General features: G+C 59.1%; 16 protein-coding genes and 2 tRNA genes. 11 read left to right on the top strand and 7 right to left on the bottom strand.

What is annotated here, in order from left to right; translation table 11 throughout:
• The first annotated feature begins 281 nt into the window (after positions 1–281).
• Both NA619_RS01300 and NA619_RS01295 read left to right on the top strand, forming a co-directional pair.
• Positions 282–719 (top strand): DUF6306 domain-containing protein, encoded by a 438-nt coding sequence (locus NA619_RS01300; RefSeq protein WP_255959194.1) that lies wholly within the window; start codon positions 282–284, stop codon positions 717–719.
• Between the two features lie 196 nt (positions 720–915).
• Positions 916–1,533, top strand: a complete 618-nt coding sequence (locus tag NA619_RS01295) for a cyclic nucleotide-binding domain-containing protein (protein WP_255959192.1) — start codon at positions 916–918, stop codon at positions 1,531–1,533.
• A gap of 40 nt (positions 1,534–1,573) precedes the next feature.
• On the opposite strand, the gene NA619_RS01290 is transcribed toward NA619_RS01295, so the two are convergent.
• Positions 1,574–3,157: a sensor domain-containing diguanylate cyclase gene (locus NA619_RS01290; protein WP_255959190.1), complete on the bottom strand. Its 1,584-nt coding sequence runs from the start codon at positions 3,155–3,157 to the stop codon at positions 1,574–1,576.
• A 299-nt stretch (positions 3,158–3,456) separates the two neighbouring features.
• Here NA619_RS01290 and NA619_RS25115 point away from each other — a divergent pair, with 299 nt between their 5' ends.
• Both NA619_RS25115 and NA619_RS01280 read left to right on the top strand, forming a co-directional pair.
• Positions 3,457–4,935 carry an ATPase domain-containing protein gene (locus tag NA619_RS25115; RefSeq protein ID WP_255959188.1) on the top strand — a complete coding sequence of 493 codons (1,479 nt, stop codon included), beginning with the start codon at positions 3,457–3,459 and terminating at the stop codon, positions 4,933–4,935.
• Positions 4,928–5,317, top strand: coding sequence for a response regulator (locus NA619_RS01280; protein ID WP_255959187.1), 390 nt, complete (start codon positions 4,928–4,930; stop codon positions 5,315–5,317). Before NA619_RS25115 ends, NA619_RS01280 begins: the two co-directional genes overlap by 8 nt.
• Positions 5,318–5,414: 97 nt before the next feature.
• On the opposite strand, the gene NA619_RS01275 is transcribed toward NA619_RS01280, so the two are convergent.
• The 3 genes from NA619_RS01275 to NA619_RS01265 form a co-directional block, all read right to left on the bottom strand.
• A complete protein-coding gene (locus NA619_RS01275; protein ID WP_255959185.1) occupies positions 5,415–5,612 on the bottom strand; it encodes a hypothetical protein in 198 nt (65 codons plus the stop codon).
• Between the two features lie 851 nt (positions 5,613–6,463).
• A tRNA-Met gene (locus NA619_RS01270) sits at positions 6,464–6,540 on the bottom strand.
• Positions 6,541–6,703: 163 nt separating this feature from the next.
• Positions 6,704–6,780, bottom strand: a tRNA-Met gene (locus NA619_RS01265).
• A 415-nt stretch (positions 6,781–7,195) separates the two neighbouring features.
• On the opposite strand from NA619_RS01265, the gene NA619_RS01260 reads away from it, so the two are divergent.
• The 3 genes from NA619_RS01260 (at position 7,196) to NA619_RS01250 (ending at position 8,899) form a co-directional block, all read left to right on the top strand.
• On the top strand, positions 7,196–7,507 hold the full coding sequence (locus NA619_RS01260; RefSeq protein ID WP_255959183.1) for a hypothetical protein: 312 nt from the start codon (positions 7,196–7,198) through the stop codon (positions 7,505–7,507).
• A gap of 24 nt (positions 7,508–7,531) precedes the next feature.
• Entirely contained in the window at positions 7,532–7,846 is a 315-nt protein-coding gene (locus NA619_RS01255) for a hypothetical protein (RefSeq protein ID WP_255959181.1), read from the top strand.
• A gap of 78 nt (positions 7,847–7,924) precedes the next feature.
• Positions 7,925–8,899 carry a tRNA dihydrouridine synthase gene (locus NA619_RS01250; RefSeq protein WP_255959179.1) on the top strand — a complete coding sequence of 325 codons (975 nt, stop codon included), beginning with the start codon at positions 7,925–7,927 and terminating at the stop codon, positions 8,897–8,899.
• On the opposite strand, the gene NA619_RS01245 is transcribed toward NA619_RS01250, so the two are convergent.
• Positions 8,896–9,642, bottom strand: a complete 747-nt coding sequence (locus NA619_RS01245) for an SDR family oxidoreductase (protein WP_255959178.1) — start codon at positions 9,640–9,642, stop codon at positions 8,896–8,898. The genes NA619_RS01250 and NA619_RS01245 overlap by 4 nt on opposite strands.
• Positions 9,643–9,757: 115 nt before the next feature.
• On the opposite strand from NA619_RS01245, the gene NA619_RS01240 reads away from it, so the two are divergent.
• A complete protein-coding gene (locus NA619_RS01240) occupies positions 9,758–10,201 on the top strand; it encodes an Hsp20 family protein (RefSeq protein ID WP_255959177.1) in 444 nt (147 codons plus the stop codon).
• Between the two features lie 66 nt (positions 10,202–10,267).
• Here the strand turns inward: NA619_RS01240 and NA619_RS01235 are convergent, their stop codons facing one another.
• Entirely contained in the window at positions 10,268–13,147 is a 2,880-nt protein-coding gene (locus tag NA619_RS01235; protein WP_255959176.1) for a sensor domain-containing protein, read from the bottom strand.
• Positions 13,148–13,273: 126 nt separating this feature from the next.
• On the bottom strand, positions 13,274–14,140 hold the full coding sequence (locus NA619_RS01230) for a LysR family transcriptional regulator (protein ID WP_255959175.1): 867 nt from the start codon (positions 14,138–14,140) through the stop codon (positions 13,274–13,276).
• A gap of 170 nt (positions 14,141–14,310) precedes the next feature.
• Between NA619_RS01230 and leuC the strand changes: the two genes are divergently transcribed.
• The 3 genes from leuC to leuB all read left to right on the top strand — a co-directional run bounded on the left by leuC (position 14,311) and on the right by leuB (position 17,572).
• Positions 14,311–15,738, top strand: a complete 1,428-nt coding sequence (gene leuC / locus NA619_RS01225) for a 3-isopropylmalate dehydratase large subunit (RefSeq protein WP_255959174.1) — start codon at positions 14,311–14,313, stop codon at positions 15,736–15,738.
• Between the two features lie 10 nt (positions 15,739–15,748).
• Positions 15,749–16,396 carry a 3-isopropylmalate dehydratase small subunit gene (gene leuD / locus NA619_RS01220; RefSeq protein WP_255959172.1) on the top strand — a complete coding sequence of 216 codons (648 nt, stop codon included), beginning with the start codon at positions 15,749–15,751 and terminating at the stop codon, positions 16,394–16,396.
• Between the two features lie 93 nt (positions 16,397–16,489).
• On the top strand, positions 16,490–17,572 hold the full coding sequence (leuB, locus tag NA619_RS01215) for a 3-isopropylmalate dehydrogenase (RefSeq protein WP_255959170.1): 1,083 nt from the start codon (positions 16,490–16,492) through the stop codon (positions 17,570–17,572).
• Positions 17,573–17,592 lie beyond the last annotated feature (20 nt).

Here is a 17,592-nt window from a genome sequence, read left to right as displayed (position 1 = left end):
ATCCACAGCCAAGCGCCCGGTCTGAGCCCGAGATGTGCGTGGTCCGAACATATGAATAGCGGGATTCGATGCGCTTCGCAGCTCACCAAACGACTTGCAGGTCGTCCTCGTAGGGCAGCCGTGCGACGGTGCACTCCTGCTGCTTTGACGCACCAATAACTTTCATTGTGCTGCGCGCAGGCCTCGCTACTAGCATGGAGCGAACCTGCGCAGCGAGGCCTCCATGCGTACGTCCCTCGCTTTCCGGCTAAGGCTGCCCTCAATCCGAACAAGGAACAGACATGACTGCTGAATCGTTAGGAATGCCACGAGAGTCGTTGATCGAGGCGTTGAACGAGCTGCTCAGCGCCGAGAGAGCGGGGGCCCAGGTTGCCAGTGTCAGCCTTGCTGAAGCCACGGCTGACCTGCAGCGCAGTGTGCTGACCCAGGTCCATCGCGGTGAGGCTGACAGCGTGAGACGGCTGCGCGAGTGCCTGTTGCTGCTGGATGCAGAACCAAGCCATGAGCGTGGCGCATTTTATGAAAAGTGCATGGCGATCACTGATCTGGCGGAGCGGTTAGCGCTGGTGGACCGTGGCCAGAAATGGGTGATTCGCAAGCTAGAAAGTCTGCTAGAGCAGGTCACGCATCCGCAGATCCGCCAGGAACTGGAAGCTGTGCTCAGTACCCATGAAGTCAACAGTGCCGACTACGCGGCCAAGGCTCCGGAGCTCAAATGATGGGCTGCCTGGAAGGCTTTCGGCGCTTCACGGCACCATTCGCGTGGGTGCAAAACGGCCAAGATGAGGGTGTCCGGTGGGCTCGATCGGGGTGTTGAGCGCCCAGCGGGTCCGATGCCAGCGCTGCGCACTTTCCAGTCAGTGCTTTCCGGCTGCGGTAAGTGACCATGACCTGGAAGCGCTCGATAGGATTGTTGTGCGAGGCCCGACGCTGGGTAAAGGCGGTACGCTCTTCCAGGCAGGCGAGACGCCTCGGTCGATTTTCGTCATCCGATCGGGTGCGCTGCGTACCTATGCGCGCCAACATTCCGGTGACGAGCAGATACTTGGCTTTCATCTGGCTGGAGAATTCGTTGGACTGCCCGCATTGCATGACGACCGTTATGAAGTAACTGCCGAAGCCATGCAAACCACAGCGATCTGCGAGTTGCCGTTCGCCGAGCTTGAAGCAGTCAGCATGAAAGTGCCTGCAATGCGGCGTCATCTGCTGCGTCTACTCAGTCGCGAACTGCAGCACAACCAGAAGGCGCGGTTGCTGCTGTCCCTGCCCAAGGCCGAAGTGCGAGTGGCGATGTTCATCAACCATTACCGCGCGCGGCTAAGTGAACGCGGCCTTTCGGCAACCCGCGTGTGCCTCCCGATGTCCAGGCGGGAGCTGGCCAATCATCTTGGCCTGGCCGTGGAAACGGTATCGCGCGTGTTATCGATCTTTCGCAGCAAGGGGTACATCGCCATTCACGGCAAGGAACTCGAGATTATCGAACCGGGCGAACTGGGGGCATTGGCTGCGCGCGGCCTGTCTCAGGGCCGTTGACGATACGGCTGCCCACATGCTCGTTCGCTGCTGTGCAATTTCAGGGAGTTGCAGGGGCCGGCTCGGCAAGTTCGGCTCGATTCCGGCCTCGCTGCTTGGCCAGGTAAAGCGCGGCGTCGGCGAGCTTGAGGGCGCGCTCGATGCTATCGGCGTGTTCAGGCCAAACAGCGATTCCCAGTGAGATGGTGATGTGATCGACCACGGGGATTCGTTCCTGCTCGACACTGCCGCGTAATCGCTCGGCCACCCGTGTGGCGGATTCGATATCAGCATCGGGCAACAGCATCAGAAATTCTTCGCCACCACTGCGACAGAGAATGTCGGCGTCGCGGGAGCAGGCCTTCATCAGTTGTGCCATGTGCCTAATCACCTCGTCGCCCGCATCGTGACCATAGGTGTCGTTGATCCGCTTGAAGTGATCGATGTCCAGTGCGATCACGCCAACCGGCCGGCCTGCCGCAGTTAGCACATCCAGCGCGAGGGCAAGCCCGCGACGATTATGTAGACCAGTCAATGGATCGGTCTGGGCGTCCAGCTTCAACTTGCCGATGCGCTGATGCAGCAAGGTGATCCCTACCTGCATGGCGCGTTTGAGTTGCGCCGCCTCGAAATACCATGAGCGAATGCGTTGGATGCGGTCAGCACTGTCGGGCGCATCCATTTCGCTGGCACTCTCGGCCAACTGTGAGAGCGGGCGTGTGATCAGCCTCGCCAGAATCCAGATGCAAAGAAGCGTCAAAAGCGCGAGGGGCGCGGTTTCACCGATCACCTTGAGCATCAGGTCATCGAGAGGACGTAGCGTGTCTGCCGTGGGCCGCTGGGCCACGATGCCCCAGCCGGATGCAGGCGACGCGGCGTAGCCGGCCAGCATGTCCACGCCCTGGCTGTTAATCACGCGCAGACTGCCGGATTCGCCCCGTAGCACTTTGTCTATCACCTCGTTCTTCGCCACAACAGTGCCCAGGCGCTCAGGTTGCGGGTGATAGAGAAGACGCCGGGTCTGATCGACGGCATAGAGATAGGAACCATCCTGATAGAAGTGTTCGCCCAGCATGCTGTGCAGCATGTTCAGTTCTTTCAGGTAGATCACGCCACCCACATACCCCAGATAGGCACCGTCAGCGCTGACGATGGGATGCGATATCAGCACGACCGGGGTACCAAGTGCGGATGTGTACGGCCTGCTTATCAGCGGCTTGCGCTCTCCCAGCGCCTGGAGAGCCCCTGGTGACTCAAGCTTCTGCCCAACGAGGATTCCAGTGTTTGGGGCGGTTGCGCGTACCCTGCCTCGAGCGCTGGTGATGATGACCGCATTGAAACTATCGGTCTGCCGGCGCAGCCGCCTGGCTTCCTTGTCCAAGGTCGCAGCGTCATCGAATTGAGTGGCTAGAACCTCGGCGCTGATGGCGAGTTGCTGCTGTGCGGATCGAAAGAACACTTCGGTGCCGTCCGCCAGTTTTGCGGCATAAGCACTATTGGCTGCCAGGGTGCTCTGGATCAGCGAGTCACGCTGCACCTTATAACTGGCATAGAAGCCAATGCCGAGGGTAATCACGCCACTGAGCGTCGCCAACAGGATGATCAGTCGGCGCAGGTCCAGGCGAGGCAGGCGAGCAGGTTGCATAGGTCTAGTTGTTATCGGGCTTCGGTTCGCGGCGCATGGTAGGTGGTTTGAGTGCAAGGCTCCACCCCGTTCGATCATTTAATGATCAGCCGGGCGCGTGACTCGCTTGAGAACATTGGGCGTGGCGATTCACCTCGCGGATACTCCAGTCATCGCTACTGCGACCGAATGTAACGGGCGCATGGTGATAAATGACCTGAACATCGGCGCGTGCCAAGTGACCAACACTCATTGGGACAACGGAAGCGCCTCACCCATTTGCTACCATGCGCGCGCATTGATCCGAACGGAAAGCCGCTGTGACTGATTCTTCTACCTTCTCGCCGACTGCGCCAGACCACATCCCGACCGGTGTGCCGGGCCTGGATGCCGTGCTCAAAGGCGGCCTGCTGCCAAGAGCGGTCTACATCATTCAAGGTGGCCCGGGGGAGGGGAAGACCATCCTCGCCAACCAGATCTGCTATGCATGGGCTGCCCGTGGCGAGCGTTCGCTGTACGTGACGCTGCTGGCCGAGACGCATCACAGATTGCTGCGGCATCTGCAAAACATGTCGTTCATGGACAACCAGTTCGCCGGCACGTCCGTGGTTTATGAGAGTGCCTTCGATACGCTGAGAACCGAAGGGCTCGAAGGCATCCTTCGATACCTGACCCGTAATGGAAAGCGCCAGAGCGCCTCGCTGATCGTGATCGACGGCCTCTTTGCGCTCGAGGAAAACGCCGCGTCAGAGCGGGCATTTCGCGAGTTCATCAACGATCTCTCCATTTATGCCGATGTCGTTGGCTGCACCATCCTGCTGCTGACCAACAGCAAGCGAGACTCCGGAAGCCCTGAGTTCACGATGGTGGACGGCTGGGTGCACCTTGGCAGCGATGAAGACAAGTTCCGCACTTATCGTTATCTGCAGGTGCGCAAGTTCAGGGGTAGCGATTTCATCTCCGGGCGGCATATGAGTTCCATTTCCAGTGATGGCTTCCGCGTGTTCCCCCGGCTTGAGGCCGTGACCGGTGAGCTGGCTTCGGCGCCCATGCGCGACAAGCGACTGAGCACTGGCGTGGAGAGGCTTGACGAGATCATCGAGGGTGGCATCCCTTATTCCTCAACGACGCTGCTGGTCGGCCCGACCGGCGTCGGCAAAACCACCCTTGGGTTGAGCTTCATCTGCGATAGCAGCGAAGCGGAGCCGGGACTGGTATTCGGATTCTATGAAGATGCTCATCGTCTGCGTCGACGTGCCCAGGCGCTGGGGTTGGAACTAGGGGAATTGATCGATAGCGGTGTGGTTGAGGTGCTGCATCACACCCCGACAGAGCTGTTACAGGATCAATTGGCAGAAGAAATCCTCGAAGCGATACGGCGTCGTGGCGTCAAGCGCCTGTTCATCGATGGTATCGACGCGTTCAAGCAGGCCGCAGTCAACGAGCAGCGCCTCGGTCGTTTCATCAGCACCTTGACGGCCATCCTGCGCTGCGAAGGTGTCACCACGATATTCACCGCTGAACTGGCTGAAATCGTCGGCGGTGATACCGGTCTGCAGTTCGCCGCTGTCTCGGCGATTGCGGAAAATATTGTCCTGCTTAGATATGCCGAGCTTGAGTCCAGGCTCTACCGCACGTTGGCGATCCTGAAGATGCGCGAAAGCGGCTTCGATCCCTATGTCTACGAGTTTCATCTGGGCGCCGAGGGTTTCAGGCTGGGTGAGCGCATGCAGCGCACGGAAGGGGTGGTGACGGGTCAGCCTCACCGTCAACTTCCAGTGGGGAGGCGGGATGCGTGATGAGCGTTCGGAAGGACACGAGCCGCTCGTATTGCTGGTAGAGGACGAACTCGGCCTCAGTAAACTGATGGTGATGATCCTGGAGGACGAGGGTTACCAGGTCGTCGAAGCTGCAAACGGTTCACAGGGTCTGGCGAAGCTTGAGGAAGTGAAGCCTGCACTGATCATCACCGACTACATGATGCCCGAGCTCAATGGGTACGAGATGGTTCGTGCGATTCGCAGAAATCCGGAATTCGACGACGTTCCAATCCTGATGATGAGCGCCGCGCTGCCCCAGCAGGTTCAGGGCAGGGAGCTGGTCGATGAGTTCCTGCCCAAGGGAACCGGGCTAGCGGTGCTGGTCAATACCATTCGCAAGATGTTACAGGGGCGCGACTAGCGTCCGACTCCAGGGCGAATATCGACCACACAGCTACGTCGTAGCTAAGGCCCGGAGAGCAGCGCTGGATTAGACTGTTCTGCCCGACTGTTGCGCCTTAAGCGCGTGCCTCGCGATCCTTGGCAATGATGCTGGCTGCCTCGTCATCTGCCTCTGAATTGAACATTGCATGGTAGCTGCTGATCAGCTGCTTGCCGCCCGGCAGGCCTGTTAAGGTCGGCGTTTGAAATATCTCGGTATAGGAATAGCCGTCGGCGTACACCAGGGTTTGTGTGGCTTGGTCTGAACTGTCCATGTTGCCTCCGAAACAGCGGGTTAGAACGAGTAGCGGATGCTCTCGCTGGAGCGTAGATATGAGCTCCCCGAAAGCGGTCTGGCCAAGCGTATTGGCGATGCGGCTTTGTCAGTGCTGGCCGATTCGCCGCATGACGATAAGATCTGACGCGTTCCCAGTGTAAGAACGACGCCGCCATCACTGCGCTTGCAGCTCGGGATGCCGCGCGCAACATCGATATCCTCGTATCCATGTGAATGAGACGGTGCGCTGGATGAGTCCGATTTATGGCTGGCATTCGTCGTCCCGCTGATTAGCAGAGCGATGCTTAATGCCGAAATTGTCTGAAGACAATGTGTTGCGGTAGCTGTGTTCATCCTTGAAGCCTCGCATTGAAATGAGGTTAGGCGCGCTCCTGGTTGCGGCCAGGCTGATCGTATTCCGATTGCCGGGTCGCTTATCGGCCGCCGCCGATTGCCATGAAGCAACGAAGCCTCTTGGCGCCAGTATCATGGAAAGTCTTAATCTGCCGCCTGAATCGTTCGATTGATTATTGGTTGGCATGCGAGCAGTGAGTCTCAGCTTGAACTGATCGCGCCAGAGCCCAGATTGTCCTCTATCGGACTGCAAGCGTCGGGCTAGGGGTCCTGCTGGGGAGGCTTGTCAATCTTGTCGCGGACGGAATTAGCTCTAGAGGCATTACGCGATCGCCACCCTGAACAGGCCAACGCTCCATATCAAGGACCGCGGTATGAGGAGTAAAGCTATAGCGAACCCAGGGCTGAGGGCGGGAAGCTGAACCGTGGTGGTCGAGGGTGAGGGGGGAAATGCAGGCGAAAAAAAAGCCACTCCGAAGAGTGGCTTTTTCTATTTGGTTGCGGGAGCCGGATTTGAACCGACGACCTTCGGGTTATGAGCCCGACGAGCTACCAGACTGCTCCATCCCGCGTCTGTGGGGCGGCATTCTACAGGCCATGAATGGACTGTCAACCTCTAGAACGGATAAAAGTATTTCTTTTCAGTTATTTAGCGTCGGCAGCAACCGCTCAGGACTGCCTGAGCTTTCCTCAAGCCAATAAAAAAGGCCACTCATTCGAGTGACCTTTCGTATTTGGTTGCGGGAGCCGGATTTGAACCGACGACCTTCGGGTTATGAGCCCGACGAGCTACCAGACTGCTCCATCCCGCGTCTGTGGCCGGCATTCTACAGCTTTCATCTGTTCTGTCACGGCTTTATTACAGCAATGCAGACTTACGTTCATATAGTGAGCGACACGGGCGTTGGATGGGATGCAGAGACTGCGCGGGAGCGCTGTTGCTCTTGCCGGGTCTCAGGTGGCGGCTTGTGATGATGGCGAGCGATTCGCAACATGCCCCAGAGCATGGCGAATGCGGCTGTGCTCCAGCCAATCACGATAAGAAGTATTACCAGTGCGGGGGTGATCATTGTCGGATTCCTTTCTAACTTGCTTCAGCTCTCCCACATACGGACCTGTCACGGGGGCAACGGTTCCGCTTGCCACTTGTCGGTAACCCAGCGCCACGGCGCACGGTCAGTGAGCGGAGATGCCCAATGAGGAAGGCAACTCTGTTGAGGTGGGAACATGCGGAGCTATCTGACTTTAGCGTTAGGCGCCACCATCCTGGCCATCGCGTCGACGCCAGCTTCTGCCGGCTCGATCGGGCCGAGCGAGCTTCAGTTAACGCAGAACAGTGGCGCCGCCGACCGCGGCGGTGGCAACGGTTCGATGGGCATTGGCGACGGTGTAGATCGGCTGCCCGAGCGACTTGATGAAAAACGGGACTCACGCGATGAGCAGGAGGACGGGGCTTACGACCAATCCGGCCACGGCGATACGGATCCCGATATGGAGCATCGGCCACGGCGCACGCTGGGCGATCGAGACGACGACTGATCACTTATAGAACTGGAGGCCACCATGCTGAACAAAATTCTGCTAGTGAGTGCTGGACTGGTATTGATCTCGGGTGTCGCGTTGGCTAATCCGGATAACAAGCAGTTCACCCCGACTGCCCCGTCGACGACAGGCACCGAAGCGATGGAAAAGCCGTCCGCCGAGATCGGCAACTCGGCCTCGTCCGATCAGGATGGTATGAATGATCGCGCCGGGGACACGGGTAGCGAACCCGGTCTGGGGACGATGGGAACTGGCGCCACGGGCACGACAGGTGGAGTGGGCGCTACAACCGGTACGGACACGATTGAAGAAGACGACGAACAGAGCGATCAATAGCCCAAGGGTAGGCAGCAGACGTTTCTAACCGAGGGCGGCCTCCGTACAATGCCGCCCTTTTCGGGTGGTCCGATTCTGATGCAAATTGCCTTGGCGCCCATGGAGGGGCTGGTCGACGAAATTCTTCGTGATGTGCTGACAGCGGCCGGTGGCATCGACTGGTGTGTCACCGAATTCATTCGGGTATCGGATCGACTGCTCCCGTCATCGAGCTTTCACAAGCTGGCGCCTGAACTTGAAAAAGGTGCTGTGACCCGCGCAGGGACGCCGCTACGCGTCCAGCTTCTCGGTTCAGATCCGCTTTGCTTGGCTGACAATGCAGCCCTGGCTTGCAGCCTGGGTGCTCCTGTCATCGACCTGAACTTCGGGTGTCCTGCGAAGACAGTCAACAAGTCGCGCGGCGGGGCGGTTTTGCTCAAAGAACCCGATCTGCTTTATTCAATCCTTTGCGAAGTACGCAAGGCGGTGCCGGCACATATCCCGGTCACTGCCAAGATGCGCCTGGGCTTTGACAGCAAGGACGGCGCACTCGATTGCGCAAGAGCGCTGGTTGATGGCGGCGCGGCGCAGCTGGTTGTGCATGCTCGAACCAAGGTAGAGGGCTACAAGCCGCCCGCGCATTGGGAATGGGTCGCCAAGGTTCAGGACGTCGTGAGCGTACCGGTATTCGCCAATGGCGATATCTGGTCGCTCGAGGATTGGAGGCGCTGTCGTGAAATCAGCGGAGTCGAGGACATCATGCTCGGGCGGGGACTGGTCTGTCGGCCCGATCTGGCGCGTCAGATTGATGCTGCAAAATCAGGTGGCGTGATCGAGCCAATGAGCTGGGGCGACCTTCAGCCGGTTCTGACGGAATTCTGGAAGCAGGTGCGCTGGAAGATGCCACTCCGCTATGCGCCAGGGCGACTCAAGCAGTGGATCTCGCTGTTGACCCGTAGCTACCCGCAGGCCGTGACGTTGTTCGCCGAACTCCGGCGTGAGAATGATTGCGACCGGATCGATGCATTGTTTGGACTCGATACTCGGACGCCCGGTTTCAAGGCCGCGGTCTAGCGCCCACCGCTTACGTCCAGCAGCGCTCCGTTTGTATAGCTGGCCTTGTCGCAGGCCAGCCATAGAATCGCTTCGGCAACTTCTTCGGCTTCACCTCCGCGTCCCATGGGCACGCTCGCGCTGACGCGGGCTACGCGGCCCGGCTCGCCGCCACTGGCGTGAATGTCGGTGCGGATCACCCCGGGCCGTACCGCATTGACGCGAATGCCCTCGGCGGCAACTTCTTTGGCTAGCCCCAATGTCATGCTGTCTATCGCGCCCTTGGCGGCTGCGTAATCGATGTATTCGTTGGGCGCGCCGAGCTTTGCAGCCATGGATGACACATTGACGATGGTGCCGCCTCGTCCCCCATGACGAGTCGACATTCGCCTGACTGCCTCACGAGCGCACATGAAACTGCCGAACACGTTCACAGCGAAGACTCGCTCCAGGCGTGCGCGGTCCATCTCGTCCAGGCGCATCTGTTGTTCCAGAATTCCTGCATTGTTTACCAGCACATCGAGCCTGCCGAACTCGGCATCGAGTGCTGCGAACAGCCGGGCAACCTGTGCCTCGTCTGCTACATCTGCCTCGACAGCGATGGCCCGGGTGCCTGAGGCCTGCAGTTCATCGAGCAACTCTCGGGCGGCGTCCTGGCGCCGACGAAAGTTCAGGCACAACGCATACCCCTTGGCGGCGGCAAGTCTGGCGGTCGCGGCGCCGATGCCACGGCTGGCACCGGTGATGAGCATGACTCTCGACATGAAAAACCCCGACGAACGGTCTTGAAAAGCAGCGGGCGATTCCTATTTAGGCCATCACAGGATGCCGAATTCGGGTCCTGTACACATCACTCGCTGAATATCAGGAGATAGCAGAATGACTAGTTTTTCCATGGCTCCACTGTTCCGCCAATCCGTAGGATTCGATCGTTTCAACGACCTGTTCGAATCAGCGCTGCGCAACGATGCGAATGGCTCGTTTCCACCTTATAACGTGGAAAAGCACGGTGACGACCAATATCGAATCATCGTAGCAGCCGCGGGATTCCAGGAATCGGATCTGGACTTGCAAGTCGAGCGCGGTGTTTTGACCGTCAGCGGCGGCAAGCGCGACAACGGTGGCGAGAACGTTACCTACCTGCACCAAGGCATCGCCCAGCGTGCTTTCAAGCTGTCGTTCCGCCTTGCGGATCATATAGAGGTGAAAGGTGCGGCGCTCAACAACGGGCTGTTGAACATAGAGCTCGTACGTGTCGTACCGGAAGAGGCCAAGCCGAAGCGCATCCCTATCAACGGGGAGCGACTGGCGCTGGATGCCTGATCGGCTGTAGCAGGGCGGCTCAGCTGCCCTTAGGTTGGGAACCCCGCTGTCTAGCGGGGTTGCCATTTATGACGCCTGCGCCAGCAAGAGCTCACCGAACTCGGCCGCCGGTAGCGGCCGGCTGAACAGATAGCCCTGGTACAGGTGGCAACCCTGAAGTTGAAGCAGGTCCAGCTGCGCTTGCTGTTCGACGCCTTCTGCGATCACTTCCAGCCCGAGGCTGCGTGCCATTGCGACGATTGCCCGAATGATCTCAGCATCGTTGGAGTCGATCAGCGCGTCGCGAACGAAGGATTGATCGATCTTCAGCAGGTTTACCGGCAGACGTTTGAGATAGGTGAGCGACGAATAGCCGGTACCGAAGTCGTCCATCGCAAAGCTCACGCCGTGCCGGCAAAGGCGGCGCATCTTGGCAATGGTGTCTTCCAGATTCTGGATCACGATGCCTTCGGTAATCTCCAGCTTGATCATCTTGTGCGGAACGCCAGCGGCCTTCAGCGTGTCCAGGGTGCGCTCGACGAAATCGCTCTGCCGGAACTGCCTCGGGCTGATGTTGACGCAGAGGCTGAAGGTGTCGGCATCAATCAGTCCCTTGGCGAGCAGTAAAGCTGCAATTCGACATGCTTCGCGAATCACCCAGTTCCCGACTTCGACGATCAGACCGCTTTCTTCGAGCACTTCGATGAACTGTACTGGCGAGCGGGCACCCTGCTCGGGATGCTGCCAGCGCAGCAATACTTCCGCACCGATCACGCCACCGCTGCGTGCATCCACCTGCGGCTGGAGATGCAACTCGAACTCGTGACGTTGCAGCGCCAGCCGCAGCTCACTTTCGAGTTGCAAGCGGGCGCTTGCTGCATGTTGCATGGTCGTGCGGAACATCTGGATTGCGTTTCGCCCAGCAGCTTTGGCGCGGTACAGGGCGATGTCGGCGCGCTTCAGCAGGTCCGCCGGCGTTTCACCATGATCCGGCATCAGCGCGATACCAATGCTGGGGGTCACCTGGAGGCGGTTGCCTTCGAACACCATCGGTTCGGCCAGCAGGGTGCGAAGCTTTTCCGCTACCTGTCGGACATGGCGCGTGACCTCGGAGCGCTTGCCGGTCAAGCCGGTCAGCAGCACCACGAACTCGTCGCCCCCCAGGCGAGCGACGGTATCCTCTTGGCGGATGCTGGCCTCAAGGCGGGCGGTGATCATCTTCAACACTGCGTCACCGACCGGATGCCCTAGCGAATCATTGATCAGCTTGAAGTGATCGAGATCGAGGAAGAGCAGGGCGCCGCGCAGGTTGTGTCGTTTGTGTAGTGCGGCCTGCTGATTCAGTCGATCGGTCAGCAAGGTACGGTTTGGAAGATTGGTCAGCGGGTCGTGATAGGCCAGGTGGTGGATTTGCGCATGGGCAGCCTTCAGCTGACTGATGTCCCGTGCCGATAACAACAGGCAGTCGATGCCATTGAGTTCGATCGGCTCTACCGAGACCTCCATCTGCTTAGGTCGGCCGTGACGATCCTGGCCCACCACTTCCCAGTTCGACACGCGGCCGTCACGTTCAAGTAGCTCAAGAATCTCCTCGCGCTGACTTCCGGGCCATATGCCCAGCTCGGTTGAGGTCCGGCCAATCGCTTCTTCCTGGCGGTAGCCCGAAAGCCGATAGAAGCCTTCATTGACCTCGATGAAACGCCCTGTGCTGCGCTCGCTGATGATGATGGCGTCCGGGCTTGAATGAAACGCTCTGGCGAATTTGGCCTCGCTGACTTTGAGCGCTGCTTCGGCCTGCTGCCGTTTCGTGATGTCGCGGAAGGTCGTGACGATACACAGGCGCTGATCGATCCGGATGATGCGGCTGGAGACCGCGCAGGTAAGGATTTCATCCGTTCTGGTACGAAATTGCGCTTCGGCATTATCCAGTCGCTGATCCTGCATCAGCTGCTCGAACAATGCCTGCCTTTGGCGCTCGTCACGCCAGATGCCTATCTCGAGGGCGGAGCGCCCGATAATTTCGCTGGCTTCCCAGCCAAACACGACGCTGAAACCAGGATTGATTTCAATGAACACGCCGTCGCGCAGGCGCGAAAGCGCAATCGGGTCTGGGCTGCCTTGATACAAGGCGGAGAATTTCGCCTCCGATGCCGCCAGATGCTGCTCGCGAAGGACGCGATCGGTCGCATCGATGATGATGCCCGCCATGCGCAGCGGCGCGCCCTGTTCATCGAGGTAGAGCTTGGCCGTGCTTTCGAGGTGGCGAGTCGTACCGTCCGATTGCCTGGCTTGATAGGTCGCCTGATAGGCCTGCCTGTTCCCTGCAAGAAGATCACTGTAGGCCGCACGCATGTCCTGCCGATCGGATGACGCAACGGTACGGAAAAATTCGCGAAAGGAGCCGTTGAAGGGGCCTGCCAGGCCTTGCAGTTCAGAAGCTCTGGCTGAGGCGTAAAGTCGGTCGCTTGGGATGTGCCATTCCCAGTTGCCGAGGTCTGCCGACGCCAGTGCAAGCTCCAGCCGCTCCTGGCTGTCTTCGAGCGCCTGCGACTGAGCGTGCTGATCGGTAATGTCGCGGACTGTACCCACGAGCACGCTGGATCCCCGATCGTCCTGCAGCTGCCCCTTCAGCTCTAGCCAATGCTCACTGGCGTCTGGCCAGCGGACCCGGTGGCGAATATCCAGGCGCGATGCACTACCCTCGGCCAGCGCGCGCATGGCTGTTTCTATCTGAGCCCGGTCTTCTGATGCGACCAGGGCGAGGTAGTCGCTCTGGGAGATATTAACCAGCGTTTCAGTCAGGCCGAATAACCTGCCAGAACCTTGGGACCATTGCATGGTGGCGCTCCGCACGTCCCATGACCAAAGGCCGAAGCCTGCGCCGTCCAGTACGGAGAGCAACCGGGCAGCGTCGTGCCAGTGAGGGGCTGAGGCTTCATCGTCGTGGGTGACGTCAGGCGGTGACATGAGCGGCCTCGAACAGTTTGGGCGGGCAGGGGCTGATGGGGCGGTAACAGGCGATGCTCATGATTCGGTTGATCTTGTAATTGTCGCGAGAACTTATCCGTAGCTGATGGCAAAGTGCAAGCGCAGTTAGTCGGCATCCAACAGCGCCATGAATGCCCTGGCTGCGTTGGATAAGGTTCGCTCTGTGTGCGTGATGTAGCCCAGCTGTCTCGATAGCTGGATGCCCGGTAGCGGGAGCCGCACTACCTGGTCGTCAAGCATCGTGCGTGGCAGCACGCTCCAGGCGATGCCGATGGAGACCATCATCTTTATCGTCTCCATATAATTGGTGCTCATCGCAATATTGGGCGTGAGTCCTTCTCGCTCGAATAGCCGTTGCGCGATGTGATGGGTGAAAGTGTTTCCGCCTGGGAACACAGCGGGGAAACCCGCAATGTCGGCCAGACTGATAGCGGGCTTCTGGGCCAGGGGATGCTCTGGGGCCACGACGAAATCCAGCGGATCGTCCCACACTTTGCTGGCGCGGATCGGCTCGGCCGTATGTGGCGCGAGCGTGATCACGGCAAGCTCAGCGCGGCCATGCAGCACTTCGTCGTAGGCGACTTCAGAGTCGAGAAAGCGGATGTCCAGATTCACGCCTGGATAGGCGCGGGTAAAAGCCCTCAATAAGGGTGGCAGGCGATGCAGGCCGATATGGTGGCTGGTCGCGAGGGACAACCGGCCACTGATATCGCCGTTGAGGTTGGTCAGTGCGCGGCGGGTGTCGTCCAGCACGTTCAATATCTGATAGGCACGCGGCAGAAGTGCTCGACCGGCTTCGGTCAGGCTGATCTCACGGCCCAGTCGATCGAACAGCCGCACATCCAGCTGTGACTCCAGCGAAGCCAGGCGCTTGCTCACGGCTGGCTGAGTCAGGTGAAGCCGTTCGCCGGCAAGGGAAAAGCTCCCGGTCTCGGCAATGGCGATGAAAGCGTGAAGGCTGGCGAGGTCCATATTGGGTCCGTTCAGTGACAAGGAATCAGTGTCGATGCGTTTGTCTGATGCTATTCCGGTAAGGAATGCATTGGATGAAAAATATGAATTTGAGTAATCGAATGCAAGTCCTTAGGATCACCCCATAAGCAAAAGGGCTATAGCCCGACGCACTGATGAGGAAAGGTCCGATGGCTGGTAAGACGCTTTACGACAAGCTCTGGGAAATGCATGAGGTCAAGCGCCGCGACGACGGCTCGTCGCTGATCTATATCGACCGCCACATCCTTCATGAGGTGACTTCGCCACAAGCGTTCGAGGGCCTGCGCTTGGCGGGACGCAAGCCCTGGCGCATCGACGCCAATATCGCGACCCCCGACCACAACGTACCGACGACCAAGGGCGAGCGCCAGGGCGGACTTGAATCGATCGCCGATGAGGTTTCGCGGATCCAGGTGCAGACGCTGGACGAGAACTGCGATGACTTCGGCATTCTCGAGTTCAAGATGAACGACGTGCGTCAGGGCATCGTGCATGTGATCGGCCCGGAGCAGGGCGCAACGTTGCCAGGCATGACCGTGGTTTGCGGCGATTCCCATACCTCTACACACGGCGCGTTCGGTGCACTGGCACACGGCATTGGCACTTCGGAAGTGGAGCACGTGCTCGCAACCCAGTGCCTGGTGGCGAAAAAGATGAAGAACATGCAGGTTCGAGTCGAAGGCGAATTGCCGTTCGGCGTGACTGCGAAAGACATCGTGCTGGCGGTGATCGGCAAGATCGGCACAGCGGGCGGCAACGGCCATGCACTGGAATTTGCCGGTAGCGCCATTCGAGACCTGTCGATGGAGGGCCGCATGACCATCTGCAACATGTCCATCGAGGCTGGCGCACGCGTTGGCATGGTGGCCGCGGATGAAAAGACCATCGCCTACGTCGAGGGTCGTCCTTTTGCGCCAAAAGGCGCTGATTGGGACAAGGCGGTAGAGCTGTGGAAAGGTCTGGTTTCGGACGATGACGCTGTGTTCGATACGGTCGTTGAGTTAAAGGCCGAAGACATCATGCCTCAGGTGAGCTGGGGCACTTCGCCTGAGATGGTACTGGCAGTCGATCAGCGCGTGCCAGACCCGGCGGTTGAGGCCGATCCGGTCAAGCGCGATTCCATCGTACGCGCCCTTAAATACATGGGCCTTCAGGCCAATCAGCCCATCACGGATATTCAGCTCGACCGGGTATTCATAGGCTCCTGCACCAACTCGCGTATCGAAGATCTTCGCGCCGCGGCAGAAGTGGCGAAAGGTCGCAAGGTGGCCGCAACCGTCAAGCAGGCGATGGTTGTGCCGGGTTCCGGTCTGGTCAAGCAGCAGGCAGAAGCGGAAGGCCTGGACAAGATTTTCCTCGAGGCCGGCTTCGAATGGCGCGAGCCAGGTTGCTCGATGTGTCTTGCGATGAATCCGGACAAGCTGGGTAGTGGCGAGCATTGCGCTTCCACTTCCAATCGCAACTTCGAAGGCCGCCAGGGTGCCGGTGGCAGAACTCATCTGGTGAGTCCGGCTATGGCTGCAGCAGCAGCAGTGACTGGTCGTTTCGTTGACGTTCGTGAATTGATGCAGGCCTGAGGAGAGCGACATGAAAGCATTTACCCAGCACACCGGCCTTGTCGCGCCGCTTGATCGCGCCAACGTAGACACCGATCAGATCATCCCCAAGCAGTTCCTCAAATCGATCAAGCGCACTGGCTTTGGCCAGAATCTGTTTGATGAGTGGCGCTATCTGGATGTGGGGCAGCCCAATCAGGATTGCTCAAACCGGCCCGTGAATCATGAGTTCGTACTGAACTTCCCGCGGTATGAGGGCGCCAGCGTTCTGCTCGCCCGCGAAAACTTCGGCTGCGGCTCTTCCCGCGAACACGCGCCCTGGGCGCTGGAGGAATACGGTTTTCGCACGATCATTGCGCCGAGCTTTGCCGACATCTTCTATAACAACAGCTTCAAGAATGGCCTGCTGCCGATCGTGTTGACGGAAAGTGAGGTCGATGAGCTGTTCGAGCAGGCAGAAGTGAGTGAGGGCTATCAGCTCACCGTGGACCTGGCTGCGCAGACTGTCACCCGGCCGGACGGTAAGGCGTACGGATTCGAAGTCGACGCATTCCGCAAGCATTGTCTGTTGAACGGTCTGGACGATATTGGCCTGACACTGCAAGACGCGGAGGCCATCAAGACCTTCGAAGTCACGCATCAGCAGAGCCAGCCGTGGCTGTTCGGCGCGATCAAATGAGATGAGGGGAGGGTGGATGAGCATCATCCATCCACCTTGCATGATTTCGGCGGATGAAGAAAACCTCATCCACCCCACGAAAACGAGGATGCAATGAGCAAACAGATTCTGATTCTTCCTGGCGACGGTATCGGCCCGGAAATCATGGCCGAAGCGGTCAAAGTGCTGGAACTGGCCAACGACAAGTATCAGCTCGATTTCCAGCTGAGCTATGACGAGCTCGGCGGCGCTGCGGTCGACAAGTATGGCGTGCCGCTGGCAGACGAGACTCTGGAGCGTGCCCGTGCTGCGGATGCCATCCTGCTTGGCGCCGTTGGCGGGCCGAAGTGGGACACCATCGATCCGGCTATCCGGCCAGAGCGTGGCTTGCTAAAAATTCGTTCGCAGCTTGGCTTGTTCGGAAATCTGCGCCCTGCGTTGCTGTATCCGCAACTGGCAGCAGCTTCCAGTCTGAAGCCAGAGATCGTTGCCGGGCTGGATATTCTCATCGTTCGCGAGCTCACCGGCGGCATCTATTTCGGTCAGCCGCGCGAAAGCAAGGTGCTGGAAAACGGCGAGCGTATGGCTTTTGACACGTTGCCCTACAGCGAAAGCGAAATCCGCCGAATTGCAAAGGTCGGTTTCGATATGGCGCGCGTGCGCGGCAAGAAGCTCTGCTCGGTCGACAAGGCCAACGTACTCGCTTCCAGCCAGCTATGGCGAGCCGTGGTGGAGGAGGTGGCCAAGGACTATCCGGACGTCGCGCTTAGCCACATGTATGTCGATAACGCTGCGATGCAGCTGGTGCGGGCGCCCAAGCAGTTCGACGTAATCGTCACTGACAACATGTTCGGCGACATCCTGTCGGATGAAGCTTCCATGCTCACCGGTTCGATCGGCATGCTGCCTTCCGCATCCCTCGACTCCAGCAACAAGGGCATGTACGAGCCATGTCATGGTTCGGCGCCCGATATTGCGGGTCAGGGCATTGCCAATCCGCTGGCCACGATTCTCTCGGTTTCCATGATGCTGCGTTACAGCTTCAACCAGATCGCCGCGGCGGATGCGATCGAAATGGCAGTCAGCAACGTGCTCGACCAGGGGCTTCGGACCGGTGATATCTGGTCCGAGGGCTGCCAGAAGGCGAATACTCAGGCGATGGGCGATGCAGTAGTCGCCGCGCTCGCGAAGTTGTAATCTCTCAGGCCCCATTGACC

The sequence above is a fragment of the Stutzerimonas stutzeri genome, from assembly GCF_024448895.1.
Taxonomy (GTDB): domain Bacteria; phylum Pseudomonadota; class Gammaproteobacteria; order Pseudomonadales; family Pseudomonadaceae; genus Stutzerimonas; species Stutzerimonas stutzeri_Q.
Note: the sequence above shows the minus strand (reverse complement) of the source record. Positions and strands in the feature narration are given on the sequence as shown.